The 24,379-nt window shown below is 55.9% G+C and carries 25 protein-coding genes and 1 pseudogene; 12 read left to right on the forward strand and 14 right to left on the reverse strand.

Annotated elements, in window-relative coordinates; all coding sequences use genetic code 11:
- Nucleotides 1-10: 10 nt before the first annotated feature.
- On the reverse strand, nt 11-262 hold the full coding sequence (locus tag RGCCGE502_RS35585; protein WP_016556038.1) for a WGR domain-containing protein: 252 nt from the start codon (nt 260-262) through the stop codon (nt 11-13).
- Nucleotides 263-473: 211 nt separating this feature from the next.
- On the opposite strand from RGCCGE502_RS35585, the gene RGCCGE502_RS20135 reads away from it, so the two are divergent.
- Nucleotides 474-683, forward strand: a complete 210-nt coding sequence (locus RGCCGE502_RS20135; RefSeq protein WP_016556039.1) for a cold-shock protein — start codon at nt 474-476, stop codon at nt 681-683.
- Nucleotides 684-813: 130 nt separating this feature from the next.
- Here the strand turns inward: RGCCGE502_RS20135 and RGCCGE502_RS20140 are convergent, their stop codons facing one another.
- The 3 genes from RGCCGE502_RS20140 to RGCCGE502_RS20150 all read right to left on the reverse strand — a co-directional run bounded on the left by RGCCGE502_RS20140 (nt 814) and on the right by RGCCGE502_RS20150 (nt 2,758).
- Nucleotides 814-1,722 (reverse strand): hypothetical protein, encoded by a 909-nt coding sequence (locus RGCCGE502_RS20140; RefSeq protein ID WP_016556040.1) that lies wholly within the window; start codon nt 1,720-1,722, stop codon nt 814-816.
- Between the two features lie 266 nt (nt 1,723-1,988).
- Nucleotides 1,989-2,252: a DUF982 domain-containing protein gene (locus RGCCGE502_RS20145; RefSeq protein WP_016556041.1), complete on the reverse strand. Its 264-nt coding sequence runs from the start codon at nt 2,250-2,252 to the stop codon at nt 1,989-1,991.
- A gap of 227 nt (nt 2,253-2,479) precedes the next feature.
- Nucleotides 2,480-2,758 carry a hypothetical protein gene (locus RGCCGE502_RS20150; protein WP_016556042.1) on the reverse strand — a complete coding sequence of 93 codons (279 nt, stop codon included), beginning with the start codon at nt 2,756-2,758 and terminating at the stop codon, nt 2,480-2,482.
- A 156-nt stretch (nt 2,759-2,914) separates the two neighbouring features.
- Between RGCCGE502_RS20150 and RGCCGE502_RS20155 the strand changes: the two genes are divergently transcribed.
- The gene (locus tag RGCCGE502_RS20155) at nt 2,915-3,289 is read left to right on the forward strand and encodes a hypothetical protein (RefSeq protein ID WP_019280194.1); all 375 of its coding nucleotides are present in this window, start codon (nt 2,915-2,917) and stop codon (nt 3,287-3,289) included.
- Nucleotides 3,290-4,144: 855 nt separating this feature from the next.
- Here the strand turns inward: RGCCGE502_RS20155 and RGCCGE502_RS20160 are convergent.
- Complete coding sequence (locus RGCCGE502_RS20160; protein ID WP_040675234.1) at nt 4,145-4,576, reverse strand: pyridoxamine 5'-phosphate oxidase family protein; 432 nt, start codon at nt 4,574-4,576, stop codon at nt 4,145-4,147.
- A 362-nt stretch (nt 4,577-4,938) separates the two neighbouring features.
- Here RGCCGE502_RS20160 and RGCCGE502_RS38115 point away from each other — a divergent pair, with 362 nt between their 5' ends.
- Complete coding sequence (locus RGCCGE502_RS38115) at nt 4,939-5,127, forward strand: hypothetical protein (protein ID WP_016556046.1); 189 nt, start codon at nt 4,939-4,941, stop codon at nt 5,125-5,127.
- A gap of 82 nt (nt 5,128-5,209) precedes the next feature.
- Here RGCCGE502_RS38115 and RGCCGE502_RS20170 read toward each other — a convergent pair whose 3' ends face one another.
- The 5 genes and pseudogenes from RGCCGE502_RS20170 to RGCCGE502_RS20190 all read right to left on the reverse strand — a co-directional run bounded on the left by RGCCGE502_RS20170 (nt 5,210) and on the right by RGCCGE502_RS20190 (nt 7,784).
- Complete coding sequence (locus tag RGCCGE502_RS20170) at nt 5,210-5,560, reverse strand: DUF2934 domain-containing protein (RefSeq protein ID WP_016556047.1); 351 nt, start codon at nt 5,558-5,560, stop codon at nt 5,210-5,212.
- A 106-nt stretch (nt 5,561-5,666) separates the two neighbouring features.
- Nucleotides 5,667-6,107: pseudogene (locus RGCCGE502_RS20175) on the reverse strand (DUF421 domain-containing protein).
- 9 nt (nt 6,108-6,116) lie between these two features.
- Nucleotides 6,117-6,419: a hypothetical protein gene (locus RGCCGE502_RS34655; RefSeq protein ID WP_016556048.1), complete on the reverse strand. Its 303-nt coding sequence runs from the start codon at nt 6,417-6,419 to the stop codon at nt 6,117-6,119.
- Nucleotides 6,420-6,745: 326 nt separating this feature from the next.
- Nucleotides 6,746-7,357, reverse strand: a complete 612-nt coding sequence (locus RGCCGE502_RS20185) for a flavodoxin family protein (protein ID WP_016556049.1) — start codon at nt 7,355-7,357, stop codon at nt 6,746-6,748.
- An 88-nt stretch (nt 7,358-7,445) separates the two neighbouring features.
- The gene (locus RGCCGE502_RS20190; RefSeq protein ID WP_019280195.1) at nt 7,446-7,784 is read right to left on the reverse strand and encodes a hypothetical protein; all 339 of its coding nucleotides are present in this window, start codon (nt 7,782-7,784) and stop codon (nt 7,446-7,448) included.
- A 383-nt stretch (nt 7,785-8,167) separates the two neighbouring features.
- Here RGCCGE502_RS20190 and RGCCGE502_RS20195 point away from each other — a divergent pair, with 383 nt between their 5' ends.
- From RGCCGE502_RS20195 to treZ, 4 genes are all read left to right on the forward strand, one after another.
- Nucleotides 8,168-9,337, forward strand: a complete 1,170-nt coding sequence (locus RGCCGE502_RS20195) for a zinc-dependent alcohol dehydrogenase (protein WP_016556051.1) — start codon at nt 8,168-8,170, stop codon at nt 9,335-9,337.
- 18 nt (nt 9,338-9,355) lie between these two features.
- A complete protein-coding gene (locus RGCCGE502_RS20200) occupies nt 9,356-10,177 on the forward strand; it encodes an SDR family NAD(P)-dependent oxidoreductase (protein WP_016556052.1) in 822 nt (273 codons plus the stop codon).
- Nucleotides 10,178-10,662: 485 nt separating this feature from the next.
- Nucleotides 10,663-11,439: an SDR family oxidoreductase gene (locus RGCCGE502_RS20205; RefSeq protein ID WP_016556053.1), complete on the forward strand. Its 777-nt coding sequence runs from the start codon at nt 10,663-10,665 to the stop codon at nt 11,437-11,439.
- Complete coding sequence (gene treZ / locus RGCCGE502_RS20210) at nt 11,439-13,223, forward strand: malto-oligosyltrehalose trehalohydrolase (RefSeq protein ID WP_016556054.1); 1,785 nt, start codon at nt 11,439-11,441, stop codon at nt 13,221-13,223. The genes RGCCGE502_RS20205 and treZ overlap by 1 nt, the downstream gene beginning before the upstream one ends.
- Nucleotides 13,224-13,472: 249 nt before the next feature.
- On the opposite strand, the gene RGCCGE502_RS37430 is transcribed toward treZ, so the two are convergent.
- From RGCCGE502_RS37430 to RGCCGE502_RS39115, 3 genes are all read right to left on the reverse strand, one after another.
- Nucleotides 13,473-13,640 carry a hypothetical protein gene (locus tag RGCCGE502_RS37430; RefSeq protein ID WP_176705719.1) on the reverse strand — a complete coding sequence of 56 codons (168 nt, stop codon included), beginning with the start codon at nt 13,638-13,640 and terminating at the stop codon, nt 13,473-13,475.
- Between the two features lie 1,330 nt (nt 13,641-14,970).
- Complete coding sequence (locus tag RGCCGE502_RS20220; protein WP_016556056.1) at nt 14,971-16,317, reverse strand: hemolysin family protein; 1,347 nt, start codon at nt 16,315-16,317, stop codon at nt 14,971-14,973.
- 113 nt (nt 16,318-16,430) lie between these two features.
- Nucleotides 16,431-16,739, reverse strand: a complete 309-nt coding sequence (locus tag RGCCGE502_RS39115) for a YbaN family protein (RefSeq protein WP_176705720.1) — start codon at nt 16,737-16,739, stop codon at nt 16,431-16,433.
- A 1,167-nt stretch (nt 16,740-17,906) separates the two neighbouring features.
- Between RGCCGE502_RS39115 and RGCCGE502_RS20230 the strand changes: the two genes are divergently transcribed.
- Nucleotides 17,907-19,841, forward strand: coding sequence for a hybrid sensor histidine kinase/response regulator (locus tag RGCCGE502_RS20230; protein WP_016556058.1), 1,935 nt, complete (start codon nt 17,907-17,909; stop codon nt 19,839-19,841).
- Between the two features lie 992 nt (nt 19,842-20,833).
- On the opposite strand, the gene RGCCGE502_RS20240 is transcribed toward RGCCGE502_RS20230, so the two are convergent.
- Nucleotides 20,834-21,193, reverse strand: coding sequence for a hypothetical protein (locus RGCCGE502_RS20240; RefSeq protein WP_016556060.1), 360 nt, complete (start codon nt 21,191-21,193; stop codon nt 20,834-20,836).
- Between the two features lie 146 nt (nt 21,194-21,339).
- Between RGCCGE502_RS20240 and RGCCGE502_RS20245 the strand changes: the two genes are divergently transcribed.
- The 4 genes from RGCCGE502_RS20245 to RGCCGE502_RS20260 all read left to right on the forward strand — a co-directional run bounded on the left by RGCCGE502_RS20245 (nt 21,340) and on the right by RGCCGE502_RS20260 (nt 23,845).
- Nucleotides 21,340-21,789 (forward strand): hypothetical protein, encoded by a 450-nt coding sequence (locus RGCCGE502_RS20245; protein WP_141652387.1) that lies wholly within the window; start codon nt 21,340-21,342, stop codon nt 21,787-21,789.
- Nucleotides 21,790-21,900: 111 nt separating this feature from the next.
- Nucleotides 21,901-22,095 carry a cupin domain-containing protein gene (locus tag RGCCGE502_RS39255; protein WP_019280199.1) on the forward strand — a complete coding sequence of 65 codons (195 nt, stop codon included), beginning with the start codon at nt 21,901-21,903 and terminating at the stop codon, nt 22,093-22,095.
- Nucleotides 22,096-23,171: 1,076 nt separating this feature from the next.
- Nucleotides 23,172-23,405 carry an AbrB/MazE/SpoVT family DNA-binding domain-containing protein gene (locus RGCCGE502_RS20255; protein ID WP_016556062.1) on the forward strand — a complete coding sequence of 78 codons (234 nt, stop codon included), beginning with the start codon at nt 23,172-23,174 and terminating at the stop codon, nt 23,403-23,405.
- Nucleotides 23,402-23,845 (forward strand): type II toxin-antitoxin system VapC family toxin, encoded by a 444-nt coding sequence (locus tag RGCCGE502_RS20260; RefSeq protein ID WP_016556063.1) that lies wholly within the window; start codon nt 23,402-23,404, stop codon nt 23,843-23,845. Before RGCCGE502_RS20255 ends, RGCCGE502_RS20260 begins: the two co-directional genes overlap by 4 nt.
- Nucleotides 23,846-24,379: the final 534 nt, after the last annotated feature.

The raw sequence follows: 24,379 nt of genomic DNA on the forward strand, positions 1-24,379 counted from the left end.
TTTTCCCGTCTCAAACGGAAAGCGACCCCGCCCTATATCCTCGGGATCGCTTTTCCCTCAACAGAAGGAGAAACGCATTCACCGCAGTCTGCTCATCTGCGAAATGCTGGACTTTGACCTGGCCGCGCGTGCCGATCCGTCCCCAACACCGAGTAAGGCAGGTGTCGCCGAACAGGCTGACGGAGACCTCCAGGGCATAAAATCGCGCCATGTTCCGGCTGGCGTCCTTCCGCTCGATGTAAAGATGGTATGGCTGTAGCATACGGACAGATTCGCTGCTGGCGATGCTTTCGTCCAACGAGAGTTTTGAATCGATCCGCGCCAATCGATTCAAATGCGTGAAGAATCCTGACGGCAAGACGTTGCCCCGTAATGCCTGCGGTTGCGAAATCGAATTTTGCTCATCCCCCGGCTTGTCATTACAGACCGCCCGTTTATGGTTGCGTCGCAGGGATTCACAGGAGACGGCGATTATGCCCACAGGAACGGTAAAATTCTTCAATCAGGACAAGGGATTTGGCTTCATCCAACCAGAGGATGGGTCAGGCGATACGTTTGTTCACATTTCGGCAGTGCAACGCTCCGGGCTGGATGGTCTGCGCGAAGGGCAGAAGGTAAGCTACGACGTGGTCGCTGATCGCCGCTCCGGCAAGTCATCGGCTGAGAACATAAAGGCTCTTTGAGCATCGCGCTGCCGGTGGTCTCATGGCCGGGCAGCCGGTCGTGGGGCCAAGTTACGACCAGAGCGCTCCTCCGGCATGGTTCTTGAACGCAAAAAGAGCGCTTCGTACGCGAAGCGCTCTTTATTGTTCTTTATGTCGTGCGGCGACCTACAAGAAGGTCTTCCTCGTCGTCGCGTTGCCTGCCCCCGAGGGCCGCAGCCGCGGAGGAAATGAAGGCTCCAATCAGCAGCGATAGGGAGCCGAGAAGGGCAGTGGTCGCTGACGCTTTTCTCGCCTTGTCAATTGCCGCCTGAGCGGCCGTTTTGGCGTCATCGATCTGCTTCAGGACCGTATCGACCCTGTTGCGGGCATCGGCTTCAGACAAACCCGTGCGAGCGGCAACGATCGAGGCAACATAGGTCTTATCCTGATCGGGGATCGAGCCGTTTTTTGCGCCCTGCAGCAGGATTCGGGAGATCTCCGCTGTTGCTGCGCCATTGTCTTCACGGGCTTGATCTGCCTTCTGCTCCTGGGGCCGCAAGAGGGCATCAGTGAAATACGATGTCGAGAGATCAGGCCCCGAAGACGATGCAGCTGCAGCGCTGCCCGCCATCGTAGCGCCGGTTGCAATGGTGCCCACGGCACTTGCCCCTGCGCCAGCCAAAGATGTCAATGATGACGCGAGAAAGCCGGCAACGAACACCGTCGCGACCGCCCAGCTCAGGAAACCATGCGCAGTGTCACGAAAGAACACTTCGTCCGTGTGGACTGCCGCCCACTTTGTCCGCAGCCGACCCGTCAGATAGCCGCCAAGAGCGGACGACAACCATTGGACGACGACCAGCCATATGGCTGCAGCCACACCAACCGTTGCAGCAGAACTGCTTTCTGCGGACCAAGGCGAGACCATCGTAAGCCCGACGCCGGAACCGATAAGAAGCAGGATCAATGTGGCACCGGTTGCTGCCACTGCTCCTCCAAAAATCGGCCCCCAGGACATGGCTGACTTTGACGACTCGACCGGCATCACATCAGCTCGTCTTTCATAAGCAACAGACATCCTCGACTCCTAACGCATGAAGAGGACAAGAAGAATGACAATCGGCAGTGGAATGCCAATAAGCCAAAGCAGAAGACCACGTCCCATTTTCAACACCTCCAATTTGCAACAGTTTTGCAGGTCCCGAACGCCAGCTGTGCGTCTTTGTTCCCAGATCCGCAGCGGTTAGTTGGCGTTGGCCCAAGCTGCGCCCGCAATCCTCGCAGGCCTAACGCGGGTGCTGTGAGACAGTGTCGAGTTTCGACATGCTCGCGCGCCACCGACTATCAGCGCACGATTGAAAGGTGGGGGATTCGTACCTCATCCGCGGCTCGAATAAGAGCCTCTCTGGCGGCGCGGGCCGGCACGGCGTGCTGGTAAGCGCTCAGGCAGACGACAAGAGCATTGATGTACTCTTCGCCGTCGTCGCACGGCCAGTCCTCAACCAGCACCACCGCGGCATCTGCCACGGTCTGCACGAGCTTGTAACGTTGTGCTCCACCAAAGAGCAGTCTTACAGCAGGAAATTCATCCGATATGTTTAGACTCATACCAATCGCCCCCGTCGCACGAAAATATTAGCAGGGATGCAATAATCGTTCCAGTTGGCTTACTGGGCGAGAAGCAACAACCGGGCGTAGAAGGGATTGTTGGGAAATTGCAAAAAAGGCTCTTCGGCGGGTCCGCCGCAGGCCGGTACTCCGCCGGCGACCCGATTGGTTCGCCGGCGGTTGACGGTGCTTGGCTTCGGTTATGCTCTTAGAGGTGTTGGCGCAGATTAGTGCGAGATATCGCCAGGCAAAAGACTTTCGCTATCTGCCAGCGGGTCGGCTTCGCGCATGTCGAGGCCAGGGGCCCCGCCCGGACGGGCGATAGCGGGATCGTCGAACGCCGTGAGCTGCACCATGACCGCCTTGGCATGATTGATTGCATTCTCGCCGTCAAGGAGATGGTCGTCATTGTTCATCCGAACGACAACGGTTTCGCCACCCTCGCCAACGAACTCCACCGTCAACTCGGTTCCGAAGTCATTGACCTTTGTATCGATAAGTTGCATGCGCAGCCTCCTCCTATCGTTGCCTCTTTGAACGCTCCAGCCAGGCTAAATGTTCCTTTCCGGGTGTTCTATGAGGCATGCATCTGTTCGCCGTTGGGCGCGTTCCTGGTTAGCCATTCAGGAGAAGTCAAATGATCAAGCCTCGATACTCTAAGATTGGAAGCCTCGACGAAACCGGCTTCAAGCAACATTAGTGACTCCCGCTTTGCCGAGAGCGTTTTGGAGACCGATAACGAAGCAATGCGGGGCTATCGAACTGCAGTTGAGGAAATCTTTGTCGAAGATCAGATGTGGCAAGCAAATGAGAATGGTCGGGTAACACTTGCTCAGGTCCGTGATGACATCGAATTGGTTCGTCGCGAAATCGATCACCTGAAAGCAAGGCCCGCTGCCGTGGCTGAGCGAGCCGCAACGGTTGTACGATCCCAAGCCGAATGGGCAGACGCCGCAGCGCACGCGCAGCTTGGAAATTACCCTTGGGCGAAGCTTTCGGGTGCCTTGGCCGGCGCATTCCTCGCACCCGGATCTTGAGACGCCGGCCTCTTGGAGCATCTATGACAGCAGTTGCGGTGGTTGTCCTGGAGGCTCTTCAAAAGAAGGCTCCCATAGTTCCTCGCTCTAAACCATTTCAGCATAGCGCGGCGCTGTCCTGCCCTGCAGTGTGCAACAGTCTCCCTGGTTTGCTTTAAGTCTGGTTTATCCGGGCGGAGCGAAGCCTCGATAGGCAACCGAGTGGCGCTCGAGCAATCCGCAAACGGCGCCCGCAATTCATCGGAACGTGGAGACGGCCGTTTGATCGCGCCGCTTTAAAGGGCATCGGCACGTGCTGCCTGAGCTCGCCCCACCTGGGGTGGGTGCTAATGTGTCCCGAAAATGAGGAATGCGGTAGCAATCCAGAAAAGCGCACAGACTTCGACTGCTATGAGTAAACCAATTGACCGATCGCGCATTGAGTCGCCTCCATCTCCTGCCTCGTTCCATGAACGCTGGAGTTGCATATTCGGTTCCGCCGTTCCATCCGCCTTAACGGATATCATGGTGGAAACTCCCTGGCTGCACAGGAAGGCGCTTTTGCGTTTGGCGGCCATCTTGAATTACCGAACGAGGTGAGCACTGCTTGCAAATCGATAACCGGCTCTTTAGTTCCAAAACCTCTCAACCCATGGAGGAGGGGCAGGGAAGGGCACATTCGCCGCGATGACTTCTCGCTTGTCGCCGGACGGAAGAGATCGAACAACCTCTTCCTCTTCCCAACCCGCAGCAACAGCCGAGCTGAAACACCTGTCTTTTCTGCCCGTCCGATGCCCCGGATGTCTCGTTCATGTTTGTGAGACCTCGGCGATGCAACATATGTCATTCGACGGCACTTCTTTTCAGAGAATAGGATCAGACGGCAATCACGTCGTGTTCATCGCCGTCCCAATACTGGATCTTAAGGGCATGAGCTTTGATCAGCACCAGTCCCGGGGTATTGAATTTCTGCGGAAACCAGCGATCTAGCCCCTCGGTCCACCGGGCTTCAAACTCCTGGCGGTCTCTGATCAATTGAGCATTGCCTTCAACAGCAATGAAGATCCCGGGTTTTCCCAACAAGCTCGGAGGCGCGGTAAAGGTAAGAGAAAGTCCCGGATTGCCTTTCAGATCGTCGATCTTCCGCGTATCCTCGTAACTGAAAAACCAGGAGTCGCCATCATATTCGACCTCGCCATTGTTACTCATCGGTCGAGTGGAGAGCGTCTTGCCGCCATATGTCGTCATCATGCAGAAATCAATCTGCTGGAGCTTTTTCGACAACTCCGGAAGGGTCATAGATCTCATGTCGCTCCTCCATGTGTGCCACGCAAAACAGTTGAGGGCGCAGCCTGTTCCGCGGAGCTCGCAAATAAATCAAAAGGGCCGTTCGGGTTTCGGGTGACGGGCCGCCGCGATCGCTCAACGGGATCGGCGGGATCTCCAACCGCGATCGGTGCCGTGCCACGATCGCTTCGGCTATAATCGGGAAACGCGAAAATACCTGACCTTCCCTCATGTGCGCCCGCGATTCCAAAATACCGTTGCCGTTTGTGAGCTGGCCACAAGACCCGATACTGCCGTAAGCGACCACCGTGCATTTCTCAAGGTTAGCGTGACCGGAACAAAGCGATCCACCTGTCGTTTCATGGTGGCAAGGAGATTAAAACATGCCGACTTCAATTCCAGATCCAGCAGAGGGCCCTCGCGGCCCGCAACCAGAGCACGGCATACCGGACCGGACGAAGGAAAAGCCGCCACTCACGCCTGCGCAAGATCCTGGCGACACCAAGAATCCGAACGACCCGCCGCTTGATCCTGCACTTCTACCGATTGGTGACCCCGCTGGGGCGGCCTGACGTCTGAAGACGAGAGCCAGTATACACCAAGTCCCCAGGGAAGGAGCGGTCAGCTTGTCGGCCGCTCCACATTCAGGTCAAATCACGGTTGCTCCCGCATGCCAGGCGTGGCTTCGCGCTGCTCAGCATCTTCCAGATCGCTCTTTACTATAAACGTATCCGTATGTTCTCGCGTCGCTTCGCGAAGGGCAGCCAGATTCGGCACATCGTCGCCCTCCAGCTGATCATGAGTGTGAAGGATCTCACGTTCGGCCTGAAGCCAGTGCTCGTCATGACGATCGGCCGGGCTACCTTCCGACTCCCAGATTTCGTAGGCGCGGTTGCGGATGCGATCGATCACGCCGCGGTCCTGATCGCTGCTCGCATCGGGCGTTGATATTGCTCCTTCATCGGGACGTGTCCCCTGGACCGGTGCCTTTGGTCGCTTTGCCATTGTCGTGCTCCTTGCGAAAATGCAGTTTAAAACGTTACAAGACCGAACTAGTTCCGCTCGTCGGTTCACGCTTTTGCGAGGGCGGTCGTGGCCAGGCTCGAAATACCTATGATTTCTTCATGATGCTTATGTTTCCACTCACCTCGAGGATGGCGAGTTTAATTTCATCGATCGACTCCATCCCCTCCTGACTTCGAGCCGCTTCCATGACGTCGCCTCGGTCCATCCGGCAGCCCCGCAAGGCAGCATTATGCAGACGCCATGGCTGACCAGGACCCTCGGCACTCCGCCAATGACATTGCCGCACGTGGCCACCGCCGCTTGACATACGCCAGCGCGATATCGGTCGTAAAAAGTGTGAGGATAAGCAGGATCGTGTTCGTGATCGAAAAGTCGTCTGCAAGCTTAGCTTGCTGGGTGGTTTCGGAAATCACAAGAATAATGACGAGGTCGAAGGGTGTCATCTGCGCAAGCGTGCGGCGCCCGACAACTTGATAATGACGAGCAGGCTGAAGCATATCGCAAGCCCGCGAATAACGGAGTTCATCGCTTCCGCCTATGGAAAAATGAAGACTGACTGATCGACTACCTCGCTGCCGATACCGATATTGAATTTGCGCAACCAGGGACGCTGCGTCTGGAGCCTGAGAACCACGGCAAGCTTGGCATTGGCGTCAGCAGGAAATTCGTATCCCGTGCGTCCATTCATCACTACGGTCGCCATCGGCCGTGGATCGATAGTTTCGAGGGAAAATGTCTCGTAGAATTCGTGGTCTACGACCACTGTCCTCGCCTCTTCGGACGGATTGAAATTGATCGTAATTGTTTCTGCCGCGTTCCAGCGTAAAATGACAGGCACTTCCCTGGTTCCCCCACCAACTGGACGGTTTGTGCGGCACAAAAGCCGCCTCGGCCAAAACAATCCGAGAAGTACGCGATCGAACAGCGGCAAAACCGATCCATGCAATGCGCTGGATAAACCACTGGTAGCGTTGCAGCGTATCGTGATCCTTCATCCTTTCAGGAATCGGCGTCCACGGTTTCACCTTGCAGAACGGCGTCGACGTTTCTAGACGGGTGGCGGTGCCGGCTCCATCAATGGGGAAGCCTTTCTCCGCAAAGCTTTCCGGGAGTACAGTGTTGACAGCATGGCTGCTGCGAACATCTCATCGTACGCAGAAGATCTCACTGTTGACCTGGATACTGTACGCGCCGCAATAGGTTCGCAAGGTGCACGGTATTGCGCGCAACTGTGTCAACCATCTTCGTCACCGCCTCGGGCACTTTGTCGAGGTCCACGAAGTTGACGTTGCCCATGGCTTCGCCGACCCAGTAACTGACTGCATTTGCTGGAATCGTAAAACCGACGTCGTTAAGGGCCTGGTAAATTTCGGCGGACACGTGGTGTGCGCCATCTTCATTTCCGACAACAGCAACAGCTGCAACGCGCCCATAGGACACCATACGACCGGCGTCATCGACTTCGTCCAGAAATGCGTCCATTCGTTCGAGGGCGCGTTTGGCGACGCTCGAGGGCTGGCCCATCCAGATTGGTGTCCCAAGGATCAATATGTCAGAGTCAAGAATCTTGGTTCTTATCGAAGGCCAATCGTCACCGGGGCCTTCGTCCGACGTGACCCCTGGGAGAATATTCAAGTCCGCCAATCGTACCGTCTGGCTTTTCACACCTTCTCGCTGCAACGACTCGATAATCAAGGCCAGCATTTTATCAGTAGAAGACTGATCGCCGCCGCTTCTCTTGAGGGTCGCGTTCAGGGCGATTGCAGTGGGTGCCATGATCTGTTCTCCATCGTCCCGCCGCCAGATTGCGACAAGGTCTTAAAAATGAAAAGGCCGGTGTCCCGGCCTCTTCATTTCTGTCCATTTACTGCTGATTGTCAGGGCAGGCTTCACTCACAGAAGCGCCACCATTGCCGCCTTGAGTGGCGACAGAGCCTGGTGTCGGCTGTGCGGGGCAGCGCGTTCTATCAACCGTGCCGGTCGCGTTGGTGTTACCGCCCGCCGTGCTGTTCGTGGCATTCGGGTCAACGACGGCCGGCATATTGGTTCCGGTCTGGTTTTGCACGTCGCCGTTTGCACCACCGCCAGCATCTTGCCCCGTGGTTTTGTCACCCGCCATATTGTTTGGCACCGGGTTGGACTGGGCGTAGACAGACGTCGCCATGCCGAGGGAAAGGAGTACTACACTGAGAACTTTCTTCATCGAAATCTCCATCATTGTCGGGTCTGACCGCTGCACAACCCCAAGCGTCGAAGGTTGTTCCACCCACCCGCCTAGAAGTTCGCGTTGATCGCATTGCACCCGGTTCGCCGGCATATTCCGGAAAAGGCTAAGATGAAAACGTTCAGGCGCCATTACGTCACCTGCCTCTCGCCCCGATTTGTCCAAGCTCGTCTGTGACGGTCGCCGCCGAGACATCGCAAAGTACTGGCCCAAACGCTGGTGACAGGAGCGACATCGGCCGACGAGGCTTTGCCCTCCGTGGAAAGGGTCTTGGAGGACCGCTTGAACAGCGTACGAAGATTGGAACAAGCGCGAGAGTTCGAGGTTAAGTGCGCTTATCCATGCGAGATAAAGGATCCACCATGAAAGCGCTCACCTGGCACGGCAAACATGATATCCGCTGTGAAAGCGTACCGGACCCGAGGATCGAAGATGGCCGTGACGCGATCATCAAGGTGACCGCCTGTGCGATTTGTGGCTCGGATCTACATCTCTACAATGGTGTGATGCCCGACATGCACAGCGGTGACGTCATGGGCCATGAGACGATGGGCGAGGTTGTCGAGGTCGGCAAGGATAACAAGAAATTGAAAGTCGGCGATCGTGTCGTCGTTCCATTCACGATTTCATGCGGTGAATGCTTCTTTTGCAAGCGTGGTTTCTATTCTGGATGCGAGCGGTCAAACCCAGACCCGGCCAAGGTTCGGAAAATGTGGGGCAACTCACCGGCAGGGCTCTTCGGCTATACCCATCTGCTTGGCGGCTACAGCGGCGGCCAGGCGGAATACCTTCGCATTCCATATGCTGATGTCGGCCCTATCAAGGTTCCCGAGGGCCTGAGCGATGAGCAGGTGCTGTTTCTTTCCGATATTTTTCCCACGGGGTACATGGCCGCAGATTTCTGCAACATCCAGTCCGGCGACACGATTGCTATCTGGGGGTGCGGCCCCGTAGGTCAGATGGCGATCAAATCTGCGTTCATTCTTGGCGCTGAACGGGTTATTGCAATCGATACCGTTCCAGAACGGCTAGCTCTTGCTGCATCGTCCGGCGCAACCACACTCGATTTCATGGACAATGATATTTACGATCAGATCATGGAAATGACGGCTGGACGCGGCGCAGACGCATGCATTGATGCCGTTGGCACCGAGGCCGACGCGTCGGCAAGTTGGGACTCCCGGATTGACCGGATTAAAGTAGCGACCTTCATGGGCACGGATCGACCACACGTCCTGCGTCAGGCGATCCATTGCTGTCGGAACTTTGGAACGGTCTCCATCGTTGGCGTCTACGGGGGCTTCCTTGACAAGATTCCGATGGGATCCGCTATCAATCGCGGGTTGACCTTCAGAATGGCGCAAACACCTGTACAGCGCTACCTGCCGCTGCTCTTGGAGAGAATTCAATCAGGCGAGATCGACCCGTCCTTCGTTATTACCCATCGTGCGACCCTTCAGGAGGGTCCCGCCCTCTACAAGACCTTCCGTGACAAGCAGGACGGATGCATCAAAGTTGTTCTCAAGCCCTGAGCCGAAAGGAATAGTAAAATGGAAAGCACCACCGATGGGCAAGCCAAAGGGCTTGCCGTGGTCACTGGGGCATCGAGCGGGATTGGACTGAAGCTCGCGCAAATCGCTGCATCGGAGGGGTATGATCTTATCATTGCCGCCGACGAGCCTGAGATCAAAGACATTGGCACGCATCTCGGCGATTTGGGAGTCGCCGTAGAGGCCATCGAAACCGATCTCGCGACAGTAGAGGGCGTTGATCGCCTTATCGAAGCTGTCGAGGCCGACGGGCGCTCTGTTGATCTTCTTTTGGCAAATGCTGGAAGGGGCCTCGGAAAGGCATTTCTCGATCAGGACTTTACTCAGGTCCGGCGTGTTATCGATACCAACATTCTCGGCACGACATATCTTGTGCAGCAGATTGCGTGCCAGATGCGCTCACGTGGCGTGGGACGCATTCTTTTGACTGGCTCCATCGCTGGATTTATGCCCGGGGGCTATCAGGCTGTCTACAATGGCACGAAGGCCTTTATCAATTCGTTTTCCTTCGCTTTGCGTGAGGAACTGAAAGACACCGGCATCACCGTGACATGCTTGATGCCAGGGGCGACGGAGACGCGTTTCTTCGAACGCGCCGATATGCTCGACACCGAGGTGGGGCAGGCGGAGAAGGATGATGCGGCCGATGTTGCTCGCGTCGGTTTCAAGGCGATGATGGATGGTGAAGGCGACGTCGTTTCCGGTTGGAAGAACAAGTTTCAGGCCGCAGTGGCCAATGTGACGCCTGCCGCAATCCTTGCTTCTCGTCATGCCAAAATTGCGGCGCCCGGGACAGGAAAAGACAAGACCGGAAAATCGTAAGCAGAATTTTTTCAACTGGGGTCCCGGATTTCCTCCAGGACCTCATCCCCGATGAACGCAAGTATCAGCCGCGCCGCCGATACGTGATGATCCAGTCGCGTTCAGACTGCGCTCAGACCAATCCAGAATTCCAAGCGACAACGTAGATTAAAGCGATCCCGCAGGCGATTGCGAAAATTATGGCGACGAACCGCGACATGCCGCGGCTTGCTTTCCTGTCTGTGCTTCTCATTCACAAATAACACAGCCGGCCGATCGAAGTTCCGTCGATCCAAAGACAGTGCGGGCTTCATACGGGCACAGTCTCTTTCATTCGCCAGGTTTGGCGAGACGAAAAGGTGTCTGGCGCGAAGGCGTATATGGGCAGGAGGAACCGGTGTTGAGATTTGGCGTTAGGGCAGGGCGCAAAAGAACAGAGCGCCAGTCTGCATCGGCGTGAACATCGCAATGTCATTGAACAGGGTTCTTTAAAAGGGGTTTTTGAGATGGCGACACCCGTCGCGTTGGTTACCGGCGCCGGTTCCGGAATTGGTCGTGCAACAGCGATCTGCCTTGGCGCGAATGGGTTTTCCGTCGGTCTGCTGGGGCACACAGCCGAGGAACTGGAAGCTACGGCAAGTATCATTCGTGACGCCAACGGAAATGCGCTGATACTTGTCGCAGATATCGGCATCGAGAGTGCTTTGCGCGAAAGCGTGAGTACGCTGGTTCGTGAATATGGCCGTCTTGATGCAGTGGTCGCGAACGCGGGTATCAACGGCGTGTGGGCCCCTGTTGATGACCTCAAGCTGGATGAATGGCAGCAAACGATCGACATCAACCTTACGGGCACTTTTCTGACGTTGCATGTCACGGTTCCCGAGCTGAAACGAAGCGGCGGTGGTTCGATCGTTGTGGTCTCATCGATCAATGGAACACGGACGTTCACCACCCCAGGCGCGACCGCCTATACCGCGACGAAGGCAGCTCAGGTCGCCATGGTGCAACAATTGTCACTCGAACTCGCCCGTCATCACATCCGTATCAACGCGGTCTGCCCCGGCGAAATCGAAACGAACATAGAAGCCAACACTGCCTTGCGGGGCGAGCGGGAAACAGCAATTCCGGTCATTTGGCCCGATGGACAGGTGCCAATCACCGGGGGCGCACCGGGGAAAAGTACTGACGTCGCAGAAGTCATCGCGTTCCTGCTGTCGGATGCCGCCAGACATGTAACCGGCACGCCGGTTTTTGTCGATGGCGGGCAGGGGTTGCTGCGTTGATGACCAAATTCTGCTCGAAGGGATTTGCCTGGGGTCCCTCCCATCAGGAGGATGGCACCTTGTTTCGGCTTTGGGCCCCCGGTATCGAAACGCTTGCACTCAGAGTGGGCTCCGTGGACGTTGCCATGGATCGACGGGACGATGGCTGGTTTGAAATACTGATCGGCGATCTGCCTTCTCAGGTGAACTACAGCTTCATCCTCCCCGACGGCACCGCCGTTCCCGATCCGGCCTCTCGATATCAGCTAGGCGACGTCGGCGGCCCATCCATACTGGTCGATCCCAATGTTTATGATTGGAAGCATCCAGATTGGCAGGGGAGAGCCTGGGAGGAATCTGTCATCTACGAGCTTCACGTGGGGACGTTCACCGAAGACGGGACGTTCCGGGCAGCCGCTGAGCGATTGGGTTTATTGGCCGACCTTGGAATAACCGCGATAGAGGTCATGCCGGTCGCGCATTTTCCAGGTGACCGGGGCTGGGGCTATGATGGTGTCCTTCACTATGCGCCTCACAATAGCTACGGGACTCCGGCGGATTTTAAAGCCTTCATTGATACCGCACATGGCCTGGGGCTGATGGTTTTCCTCGACGTGGTGTACAATCACTTCGGACCAGAAGGGAATTACCTTCCGACTTACGCTCCTCCATTCTTTCGAAGCGATGACCCGACACCCTGGGGACCGCGCATCGCTTTTGATCAGCTTCCGGTACGCCAGTATTTCATTGAAAACGTCATATATTGGCTGGCCGAATTCAGATTGGACGGATTGAGACTGGACGCCATAGATCAGATTGATGACGAGTGCGATCCCCACATCCTCCAGGAGATATCGGACACTGTTTCCGAGCAGTTCAATCAGCGGCATGTCCATTTGATAGTAGAGAATCCCGTGAATGGGACAGACATGATTGCAGAGCGTGATGGCCGGCCACTCTTCAAGGCTGACTGGAACGATGACTTTCATCATGCTCTCCATGTCCTCGCAACAGGGGAAAGTTCTGGTTACTACGCGCCCTTCAAGGATGCTCCCTGGGTCAAATTGCGCCATGCCCTGGCCAGGGGATATGTAAGGGAGGGAGTGCAAAAATTACCCGGGGCAAAGATCCCCACAAATGCTGTTGCACCCACGTCCTTCGTGCATTTCTTGCAGAACCACGACCAGGTGGGCAACCGGGCAGAAGGAAACCGCCTTTACAGCATGGTGGGAGTAGACAAGTTCCGCATCTTTAGCGAAATCCTGCTGTTGTCCCCTCAAATTCCGTTGATCTTTATGGGCGACGACCACCTGAGCTCACGGCCATTTCAGTTTTTCACCGACTATAAGGGCCAACTCGCACAAGCGATCCGAGAAAACCGACCGGAGGAAGCGAAGAATTTTGGCTGTCTTTTCGAAGATATCAAGAGCGATGCAATCGTGGACCCCAATTCCTTGAAAGCATTTCATGACAGCAAGCTGTTGTGGAGCGAGGCGTTCCTGGAACATCGGCGGCGCTGGCGGAAGTGGCTCGCCGAAGTGGTTAAGGTGCGCCGCGATCATGTCGTGCCGCTTCTGATCCCGGCGAAAGGGAATTCAGGCAAGGTGGTCGAGTCGTTAGAGCAGTGCCTGTTTATTGTCTGGCAGCTCCACGATCATCAGCTTCATTTGAGAGCGAATCTATCCGATCATGAAGTTGAATGTGACATGCCGTCCAGTACACAGATCTATCCAGTCGCGGCGCGAAAGGACGCCACCCTGCCGCCAATGTCTGTGAGTGCTTTCATTAAAGCGCCAACACGCTGACGCCGACGGGAGGGGAACGCCAACGAGGCTGGTAGAAACTAGTGACTGGCGTCGACCGGCTATAAACAGGTAGCCGGACCTGGGTCAAATGTCGGTACGTCGTCCGCCTAGGCTGCTTTAGTGCTGCCAGTTTCCATTGCAAGTTTGCTTCCCATCAGTGGTTTGCTATTCTTCGACTGGCTGCAGCCGGGCGTCGCACCGCTAAGCTGCGAGCCTATCGCGCCATCTCAAAAGCACGTCAGAAACGTCTCAGTGAAGGTCCAGGGACAGCTGCCGGCCTTTAATCTTTGGCAGTTGACGGCCAATTTCGATTTTACCGAATACTTGTTTCCGTCGCTCGGCGTCGCGCTCGCGCGCCTCGCGAATGCTCGCGACGACAGCAAGAGCATTTGCAATGACTTCTTCGGTACGGGTCATGACGATCCTCCGCTCAAAATCTATGTTCTTACTTTGTTCTTTTTTTTGGAAATGTCAACCGCAGTATCCGATGGGTTAAAGCGCCACTCCTAGAACCGCTTAGAGGGGGTTTTTGCAATTTGAAATAAAAAAGAGCCCCAGATGGTTGGGGCTGAGTATGATGAGCAGTGCCCCAGAGTGGGCAACCAAAAAACCATACCCCGCAACATGATGACCTTCAAGCAAAACAACAGTCGGTAAAATTTCGTGAACCAGACTGCTGTTCGGAAAACGTGGGTTGAGGGAAAGGCCCTGGCAAGACACGTATGTATAGGCTCCCTGTCAGTCGCTTCGTCGCGTTGGTATCAGTTCGGCAGTGCGCCCCTCATCCTCTGAGTGTTCTCCGGAAAATCGCTGCCAGGCGCCGTAGCCGCCCCTGTACGCGCACCTGTGTTGGTTGGCAGGAATTGCGAAAATCGGCTAAGGCTTGCGCGCTCAGCCGGTCCATTGTCGGTCCAGCCATGCGGTCGGTGATTGCGATGCCCTTGTGACTGTCGACGACCAGCCAGGTCCCATCCTCGTGAGGACGTATTTGATAACGATCCAAGTAATTCTCCCGTGGGTTTGTACCGATCATATTTACGGTCCCACGAATGTGAAGTTCGAATAATCCCCTTTTCTACGCATAGGGTTAACAGAACGATCTTGATGTACAGAGTGAATATCAAAGGTGCTTTGAACGACGCGGCCTCAACGGGAAAATGACGCCTATGTCGGCGGTTCGCGCTTTGCGACCACAGGCGGAAACGTTCGGCGGGTGGATCCTGCTCTGGCCCCCTCTGCGGGCAATCCGGGGAATTCGTCCGGGACCGGAGCAGGCGGAAGCAATGCGAGAAGCTCGGTCCGCCAAATGCGGTTCCGGCTCTTTTTGCCCGGGCGATCGCAATAATGTGGCCCGCCGAGGAGTTCATTCGGGCTCGCGATAATGAAGAGAGCAAAGGCTTAAACGATGGTCATTGCGGATGTCCTGACCGCGAGGGTAACACTCTTTGCGTGCTCGACTGCGGTGTTGGCGCTCGTCTGACGCCGCGACTGGCCCTCTGCCCGCACTTTTCGGGTCATCGTAGCGACCGGGATGTCGGCGCCGTCAAACTTGCGCAGAAAGATTAAGCCCTGGCAACTGATAGGAATGAGCTGCTAGGGCCAGCAGCAGTCAGATGCTTGAAATTTTGAAGATCTCCAGCACGGGAACGCCTAACGTAAAACGCGCACGCAAAAACGTTCAGCGGCCAACAGATCGCTGTTCTTGCCGCCAATCGAACGAGGACCGGGGAACTTGCATCCAGTTCCGCTAAACAAGGTTGCGGTGTGACCCCGGCTCCGATACGCGGGTGGCCAAGATCTTATCAATTCTCATTCCATCCATATCCACGATCTCGAAGCGCCAGCCGCCAGCCTCGAACACTTCTCCGACCTCTGGGATGTGCTGGAGTTGATGAAGGGCAAAACCGGCAACGGTATGAAAACCGTCACGGGAAAGGCTTTCAGAGAAGCCGAACTTCTGAAAGGCGTCAAAGGCTGGCATCGTTCCGCTGACCAAAAGAGTGCCATCAGGGCGAAGAATGATATCTGGTTCTTCAGCGTCACTACCGGCGAGATCACCGGCGATGGCCTCCAGCAGATCGGTCTGCGTTACAATGCCCTCCAAAGAACCGTACTCGTCGATCACTATGGCGAGACGCACGGGCGATGTCTTGAAACTCTCGAGAACGCGGAATACGGAGGTTCGCTCGTGAACGACCAGCGGGGCGTGCACCACGCTCATCGGGTCGAGTTCCCTCCCATCAAGTAGCTGGTCCAGCAGGTCCTTCTTTAAGACCAGGCCAATCGGATCCACAATGGATCCCCTGCCAATGAGAAGCTGCTCGTGTGGACACTCCCGGATTGTCGTTAGAATGGCGGACGGTGGATCATCGGCGTCGATCCAGTAAACCTCCAGCCGTGGTGTCATCACACCTGCAATATGCCTTTCTCCAATGTTGAAAACACGCTCGACCAGTTGCTGCTGAGTTTCATTCAAAAGCCCGGCTTCCTGGCTCTCGGCCACTAGAAGCTTGAGCTCCTGTGGAGAATGGAAGGAACCTTCCCCGGCCCCGGGCTTCAATCCGAACATCCGTAAGACCAGATTGCCCATTCCGTTGAGGAAGTAGATTGCTGGTCGGAACAGGAACAGAAATGCGCCAAGCGGTCGAACTACAGCGAGTGAGGTGCCTTCGCTGCGTTGGAGGGCGAGCGATTTTGGAGCGAGTTCACCCAGCACGATGTGCAGGGAAGTTATGATGACAAAGGAGACAGCCACGGCAACGGTATGAGAACCTGCCAATACCCAACCGCTTGGGAGCCAGAACAGGGCAGGCTCGATAAGGTGGGCCAAAGCGGGCTCCCCGACCCAGCCAAGCGCGAGAGAGGAGATCGTGATCCCGAGCTGTGTGGCTGCGAGGTTCGCATCGAGATTATCGACAGCGACCTGCAACGCCGCTGCGTTCGAGCGACGCGCCGCAACCAGCTCGGTAACACGACTGCGACGTACGGAAACCAATGCAAACTCAGCAGCGACGAAGAAACCGTTTGCTGCGACCAACAGGATCACCGCAACGATGCCGACATAGTCCAAGATGGCGCCAGATATTTCAGGCATGATATCGTTCCTTCTCCGAAGCCCTACATCTGGCTACCTAGGCATACCACTATCCGCCATTCCTCAATGTGTAACGCCCCAAATCGTTTTTGTTTTTAATATCTTGTTTGTTACTAATCCCTCTGGAAGTGGTTCCTCTTTGAGCCAGAGCGTATCTTTCCGCTGGGGCGGCCTACGACGTAGATCGCGCAGCTGGAGATCAACGCACCAACCAAGAAGGTGAGCCACAAGGCCGGCCGCTGGGTGTACACGAAGGCTGTAAACCCGGTCATCATTCCTACTCCGGCCAACGCTTTTCCCGTGGGAGAAATGGCCCTGGACTCTCTCCAGTTTCGAAATGGGGGTCCAAGACGCGGATGTTCGAGAAGATACGTCTCAAAATGAGGTGATGAACGACCAAAAAACCACGCGGCGAGGATCAAAAAGACAGTGGTGGGAATGAGGGGGCAGAACAGCCCCTATCAAACCAAAGATGCTCATCAATATCCGAGAGCGAGGAATAATATATGCAGGACGGTTTCCGGCGAAGGCGCATTCAGAAGAGTAAACTGTCGCCGTCGGCCCCCATTCGTGGAGCGGGCAAACCGATGGCTGCGCTGCCGAGCTGTAACATGGAAGTCAATCGTTTGCCGCAGCCTTTTGATGAAGTCCCTGCAGGAAATGCGTCAACTCCTGTGCTATTTTCGGCCGCTTCGTGAGGGTGACATTCGGGCTTGCAGGGGCACTGCACCTGGCAACAAGGGAAGGAAGGTCGCCGGGCGCGACCCATCGGTAAGAAGCTCAGCGATCGCTTCGATGGAGGCGTCTCTAGAAGCATGTCGCTTCCGCGACCCCAAAGAACCAGCAGACTGATCGGAAACTCCACATCGAGTCATATGAACCGGGACGTCCGCGCGGCAGCAGTGACTTCTACTGAATGCGCAATGGGGACCATCTCTGGCGGACGCCGTCAATCAGTTCTTTTTCGCAATGCGCGCCTTCTCTTACAAGTGCAACCAGGAGTGCTGCAATTTCAACGCTTGCCTTCCGGTCGTGCGATATGCTGTTTTCCCGACAGAGAACCTTGAGAGCGACTTTTACGAACGAAAAATCTGTCAGTAGCGCAGTGTTTCGTGCTCGGTTCGACCGTATGGCGTCGACCCGTTTGAACACGACACCCCTTAGCAAGTTGCTTTCATTGGCAACGCTGCTGCCGAAGTATTCCTCATTCGCATTAATCTTTCGCAAGTCCAGCCTCCTTAATCTAAAAAGAAGTCGTTCAGTGCAAACACGGAGGCAACCCTTATCAGTATGAGCAATGTCTAATCAACGTACAAAAACAATAGATCACTGTTTTTTCATCAGAATAAACCTTAGAATGGCAAGGCTACATCAGCTCAACCGCACAAACCGCGCGGGCCAACGGCCTTCGGCTTCCACCGCCGAAGCGATTCAATCCATATTTGCTTTTTCACACGAACCAAGGTTTGGTGAACAGCCGCGAATACGGTACGACACCGTACATAGCTCGCTGACAACATGCTCCAGGGATGAAATCTAAACATTCCGCGTTACATCGGATCACGACAGGCTTGTAGAGAATGCACGTAATGACGCCGACTTCGTCCGAAATGTCCTCCACTTCAGACCGCTACCGTCTCTTGGTCGACAATATCACCGACTATGCTGTTTACCTGCTCGACGCGCACGGTCACGTCAGCAGTTGGAACGCTGGAGCGAACCGCTTCAAAGGATATACGGAAGACGAAATACTCGGCGAGCATTTCTCGCGCTTCTATACCGAAGAAGACAGGGCGGCTGGCCTGCCGGCGAGAGCGTTGGTAACCGCCGCGACCGAGGGGCGTTTCGAGGCCGAAGGGTGGCGGGTCCGCAAGAACGGCGAACGTTTTTGGGCCCACGTTGTCATCGATCCGATCCGAGACGCGCGAGGGGCGTTGATCGGTTTCGCCAAAATCACCCGCGACCTTTCTGAAAGGAAGATGGCCGAAGAGAGTCTGAAGCGGAGCGAGGAACAGTTCCGCCTCCTTGTTCAAAGCGTCACCGACTATGCAATCTACATGCTGGATCAGAAAGGGAATGTTTCCAGCTGGAACGCCGGGGCGCGCCGCATCAAGGGTTACGAACCCCACGAAATCATAGGCAAGAACTTTTCCGAGTTTTACACACCCGAAGACCGCGCGGACGATCTCCCGCGCAAGGGGCTGGAAGTCGCGGAGAAGGAAGGACGCTTCGAACGCGAAGGTTGGCGCGTCCGGAAAGACGGCACGCGCTTCTGGGCAAATGTCATTATCGACGCCATCCGGTCGGAGGAAGGCACCCTTCTCGGCTTCGCCAAGGTTACGCGCGACGTAACCGAGAAGCGCGAAGCACAGCTAGCCCTTGATCGCGCCCAGCTCGAACTGTTTCAAGCGCAGAAGATGGAGGCGCTAGGCCTACTGACTGGAGGCGTCGCACACGACTTCAATAACCTTTTGATGGCGATCCTGGGAAGTCTTGAGATAGCACGAAAGCGCGCGCTTGCAGGTCATGACGTGGCAGACCTTATCGACAACGCAATACAAGGAGCACAGCGCGGAGCTTCTCTCACGCAACGCTTGCTGGCATTTTCTCGCAAACAGGACCTCAAGCTGCAGGCGGTCGACATCGCGGGGCTCGTCAGGGGAATGGCCCAGCTTCTACAACGCACAATCGGACCGTCCCTGGAAATTACAACCGCGTTCCCATTGATGCTCCCCCCAGTCTGGGCGGATGCGAACCAGTTGGAAGGCGCGGTGCTTAACCTCGTCGTCAATGCTCGCGATGCGATGGAGCAGGGTGGAACGATAACAATCAGTGCAACCAAAAAATTTCTGACCCACGAACGAGACGAGCTGAAGCCTGGCACCTACGTCTGCCTCTCTATCCGAGACGAAGGCGAGGGAATGGACGCGACTACACTTGAGAAAGCAACGACACCGTTTTTTACAACCAAGGGCGTGGGTAAGGGAACCGGATTGGGTCTTTCCATGGTACAAGGGCTTATGGAGCAAGCGGGAGGCAGACTCATTCTAAGATCAGCGGTCGGCGAGGGAACCGTCGCCGAGCTATGGATGCCGGTGTTGGACAAGGTAGAGCATTCCGTTGCGGAGTCCGAACGTCCCGTTGCCGCCCCCGCCGTGGATCGCCCCCTCACGGCCCTTGTTGTCGATGATGACAGCCTCGTGTTGATGAACACAGTCCTCATGTTGGAAGATCTTGGTCATACAACGGTGCAAGCGGAGTCAGCTGCAGAAGCGCTGCTGATACTCGAGCAAGGCCCGCTTCCGGATGTTCTCATTACTGACCACGCCATGCCGAAGACCACAGGCGCGGAACTTGCTCGAGAGGTCTCGAAGCGCTTTTCCGACCTGCCCATAATCCTTGCGACTGGATATGCCGAACTTCCGAATGGAGACGGCGAGGACCTGCCTCGCTTGTCAAAACCCTTCACCCAAGATCAACTTAGTCACGTGTTATCAACTGTCTGTGGAACCGCAGATGCATAGCTGAGAAGTCGCGAGAAACACCCGGCGCCTTCCGGAATGTTGTAGAGCCTTACAGGGCCACGGGCTCTTGGTTAAAGGCCGATGTTTTAGCCGCTGTCGATCTCCCGGCCCTGACCACGGGCTTTAGTCTGCCTCCGTCCCCGACTTGGGGTCAGTCCGCGTCGCTTACTCTTCTGTCTGTGCGATATCGTACGAAGCTTTCGTGGGACCGCGGGACGATTGTCAAGCTCCGCTCACGCTCTCATCTTCTGCGCCACAGAGATTCGGGAAGGCAGAACGATGTCGGAGAATATGCCGCCGCAAACGACTGAAAGCTCCATGCGCGAAACCTATGAGACCCGGCGCGCAATGGTCACGAGGGCGTTTGGGCGGGCGAAGAAGTTAGGATTGCCAATCGAAGACTCGACGGAGTTCGAAGGTTGGCTTGAGGAATGGGCCCGGGGAGAGATTGACACGCCCACTCTTCGAAATCGATACATTGAATTGCTCCGAGCGCGCGACACCGTGTTTCGGAACCGTCACGAGCGCTCGAGGGGCCAACGCTAAACTTGTTAACGCCGTGTCCGGGTCCGAAGCCAAGTCGGATTGATAAATGGAATTCTTGGGCGAAACCCAAAGGCATTATCACCACTACTGCCGATCGGATGCTGCAATCCATGGCTGGTATCGCCAAGACACCTCGGTGGCGCGCCTCCCTTGGCATCACCGGAGCCACGACTTTTGATTAGGGCGGAAGAAGCTCGCAATGAGGAGGCCGTGTGGTTCTGAGGCAACAGTAGGGCCATCTTTGAAAACACGCGATTTTTAAAGGTAAGCAAGCCGGTGCCAAGGCTCCGAAGTTTGCCTGTTCCGTCTACCGGAGGTGCGATGCACTACCTCAGGACGATTTAATTTCAGGCCCTGCGGGAAGCCAGCCCAACTTCCTGCACCCTGGGAGGGTCGGCGGATGCTCAGATGAGCAGAAGCTTTTTCAGTACCGAAAAGACCTCCTTTTAGGGCAGCCTGGTGGCCCCAGCGATGGCGAACGGGACGAGCGCTGCGGCCGCGACAGGCAGCAGCGTATTGCGGTTGACTAGCATTGACGACAGCTTGCGCCAGTGCTCGTACTGCTTCGTGAGATCGACCGGTTCGAGGCTCTCTTCGGCCTCTTTTGTGTTGGGCGCAACGACATTTGCACCAAGCGCCTTTCGCTCCGCAGCACGCTGGTGGGTGGTAGCCCGCGCTGATAGCGTCAGCAGCGTCCTGTCCTTCAACTGGGTCAGCGGCTTTGAAAGGGCAGAGACGGGATAAGCGAAGAGGGCCACGGGACGCTGTAGCCAGAGCGCCTCTCTCCGATCGAGCGCAACTTGCATTGATGGCGGCGCAGGCTGCGAAAGGCAGATCGCAAGCCGCAATGGAAGCCGGTAACAGGGCAATCGCTCTAAATCCAAGTAACCCAGAGACGGCAGCGGCCTTGGCCGGCGTCCTCTATTCGGGCTATAGGGAGGCGGGTGCTTCGATGGCGAAAGACGCCAGCAGGGATACGGACGCTGTTCCGCGCTGCGCGATGATTGTGCTTGCCTTGGACGCGTATCGCAATGGCCGGTACTCGCAAGCCCTCGTATGGACCGAGCAGATGAACGGTAGCAGCCCGTTGATGAGTGTGATCCGCGCCGCGGCACTGGGGCAACTCGGTTCCGACCAGGCCAAGGCGAACCTGGACAAAGAAGTCGTCAGTCCAACGGCGTTCAAAAAGGCGATCAATGAGATAGGCCTGCAGCCAGACCTGGTTTCGATGCTGGAGCGGGGCTTGACCAAAGCCGGGTCGATTTTGAACCTACGAGCGGCATTACTCGCTGATGCGGAAAGCGGCTTGTATTCCAAATCTTTACGGGACAGGCGACGATCAGGATGTTCCGTGGACCCGGTTTACATTTCATCGCTGGACAAGATCGAATCATATCATTGAACGCTTACGGACCTCCGGGCGGATCGAAACACCACCTCGATCGCCTGACGCAAGTTGCCCCGGCTTGCCTTGCAACAGCTTTGTCACCGCCGATCAGACTGAAGCATATCAGTGACACGGCATCATTCGAATAGATCGGATGATCCGCTTCTAACCCGGCGCCATGGTGCGCTTCATTCACATCCACATACGCAGGTGAGCTACGTGGCCGAGGGCGCCTTCAACGTCACCGTTGACGGCATCACCACCACGCTCGATGCCGGCTCCAGCTTCATCGTCGCCCCATCCTCGTCCATGTCGCGTTAATGCCGCCGAGTGGGTCCTCGATGCGGCGTGATACTGACACAACGGACCGTGCAGCTAGTAGGATATTTCGACGGCGCTGCCGTCAGCGGGTAAGGCTTTCGAAAATGCAGGGTCCCGCGATATTGCGATTGGAGGGCAGGACCCTGCTGGGCGCACAGGAGGTTTTGGACGCCCATTTGGAGAAGGAAACTCTCGACCGTCGAAGGCTCTCGGTCGTTAAAGGATCATCTGAATCTGGCGTATTTTAGGTGACGCTTATTTTGTCGTGCATCGTATTACCTGCCAGATGCGTCTAGATCTAGGCGCACGCCTGGGCGCATTGCGGGGCCTCCAAGCGGGATCAGGCTCGCATTTGAGCCATGAAAGGCTGGAGACGAGCGTGGACTTCCGCGAAATCCTTCCCGCATACGGCCAAGAACTTCTCATCGCCCACGAAACTGATCGTCCCACATCAGTGGGATGACAGATATAGAATATGCCAGAAGTAAGATTGACGTTGTTGCAATAAGGACTGAATTCAAACTACTTCGTGGCCCCGGTACTTCGGAGACGGGATCGTTGGTCGGGCCGGGATCGTAAGCGCAGACTGCTTCGAGCAGCTTGATGCTGATCGCGGGAGCTTGGCCTGAGATGTGGGAGAACTTCTCGCTAAAAAAGAAGATTGCCCATCAGCGTCTCCTTGCCTCGCGCTACGACGTGCTTGGCGGACAAAGTTCTCGATGACCGCACCCGACCAGCCTTAGTAATCCGAAGCCACGGTCCGCACCTCCTGGTCGGAAACGTACGTGAAGCCGCCTCCGTGACACCTCAATTCAATGGTTACTTTGTCAAGCGCATGTGACGAACCACCAGCTCTCGGCGTATCGTGACATGACCTTGGCGGCCTTGTGCGATGTACTACTTTTTGGCCTTCGCGACACTGTCCAATCAATTCAAGCTGTGGTTGGCTTCAAACCTCGATGGCAGCGCTTTAAAGGGTTCCTAGCTCCCCGGCAGAGAGAGAACCCGCCCCGTCTATTGAAATTCGGGTCACGTAGTAATACCTTGAATGCCGGTAGTATTACACGGAGATCGGGATGACCACGACAGTTACAGCAAAAGGGCAGGTTACGATCCCAAAGGCCGTTCGAGACTTGCTTGGAATCGTCCCGGGAAGCAAAGTTACTTTTCATAAGGCCGCCGACGGTGCTGTCCTGCTGACGCGGACTGACGGAAAACAGCCTGCCAGCCGCTTTCGCCGACTTCGGGGTCACGCCGGCAAAGGACTCGATACTGACGCGATCATGGCGCTGACGCGTGGTGAAGAGTGACGCTTATCGACACAAATGTCTTGCTCGATCTCGTGACCAATGACCGCGCCTGGGCCAACTGGTCGATCGAGCAACTCGAAAGGGCAAGCATTGCCGGCCCATTGTTGATCAACGACGTCATATATGCCGAAATGGCTGTCCGGTACGAACGGATCGAAGAGCTTGATTTTTTTATAAAGGAAGGCGGTTTCATACTGACCGCATTCCCGCGGGAAGCGCTGTTCCTTGCCGGCAAGGTGTTCACACAATATCGCCGACTTGGTGGCTCTCGAACCGGTGTCCTTCCGGATTTTTTCATTGGCGCACATGCAGCCGTTCATAGTCTACCACTGCTAACGCGAGACGTCCGTCGATACCGCTCATATTTCCCAACTGTCAATTTGATATCGCCCGAGGGGTCCCCAAAGAGCGGGGTGTCGGAGTTGAAGCTGCGCGAATAAGTGAATGGGATGCCTATGCCGTAGGAGATTCTACCTCCAGAGGTCAGAAGCGGTGTTGCTGGCCTCTTTGTAGCCCAGGCAAGCGGGGGTTCAGAATAGAAATGAAACAGCACCAGAAACTGCCATTTCGTTTCTGTTGCTGAGTGAGTGAGTGCTTAAAATCCTGGAACCATGGGCGCGTAATACCGGCAGCCCTAGCAAGAATACTCAAAGCCGTTGCATCTACCCCTTTGCGTAATAACCGCTCGTGAACAGAGGTCGTGGTGCGTTCGAGCTGTTGCGATCCAGGCCTGGACGGCGATGCACGCCCCGTTAAATTGATTTAGCGTTGCGTCTAGGGTTCAATGCGGATCATCGCTGGTGAAAACGGGCCCTGCCTCGGGTTCCGTCGTCTTCAACCAGCTCTTTCCAGGAACTGCTGCGACCGCAAACGTAGCGGAGTTAACTTATGCGATCTTATCCTTGGCTGACGCCTTCAGTTTTGGACTGCTCCATGGGCTGGGCCTTTTTTGACGGAGTCCGCAACTGGCGCAG

Origin of the sequence: Rhizobium grahamii CCGE 502, from assembly GCF_000298315.2 — a bacterium.
Classification (GTDB): Bacteria; Pseudomonadota; Alphaproteobacteria; order Rhizobiales; family Rhizobiaceae; genus Rhizobium; species Rhizobium grahamii.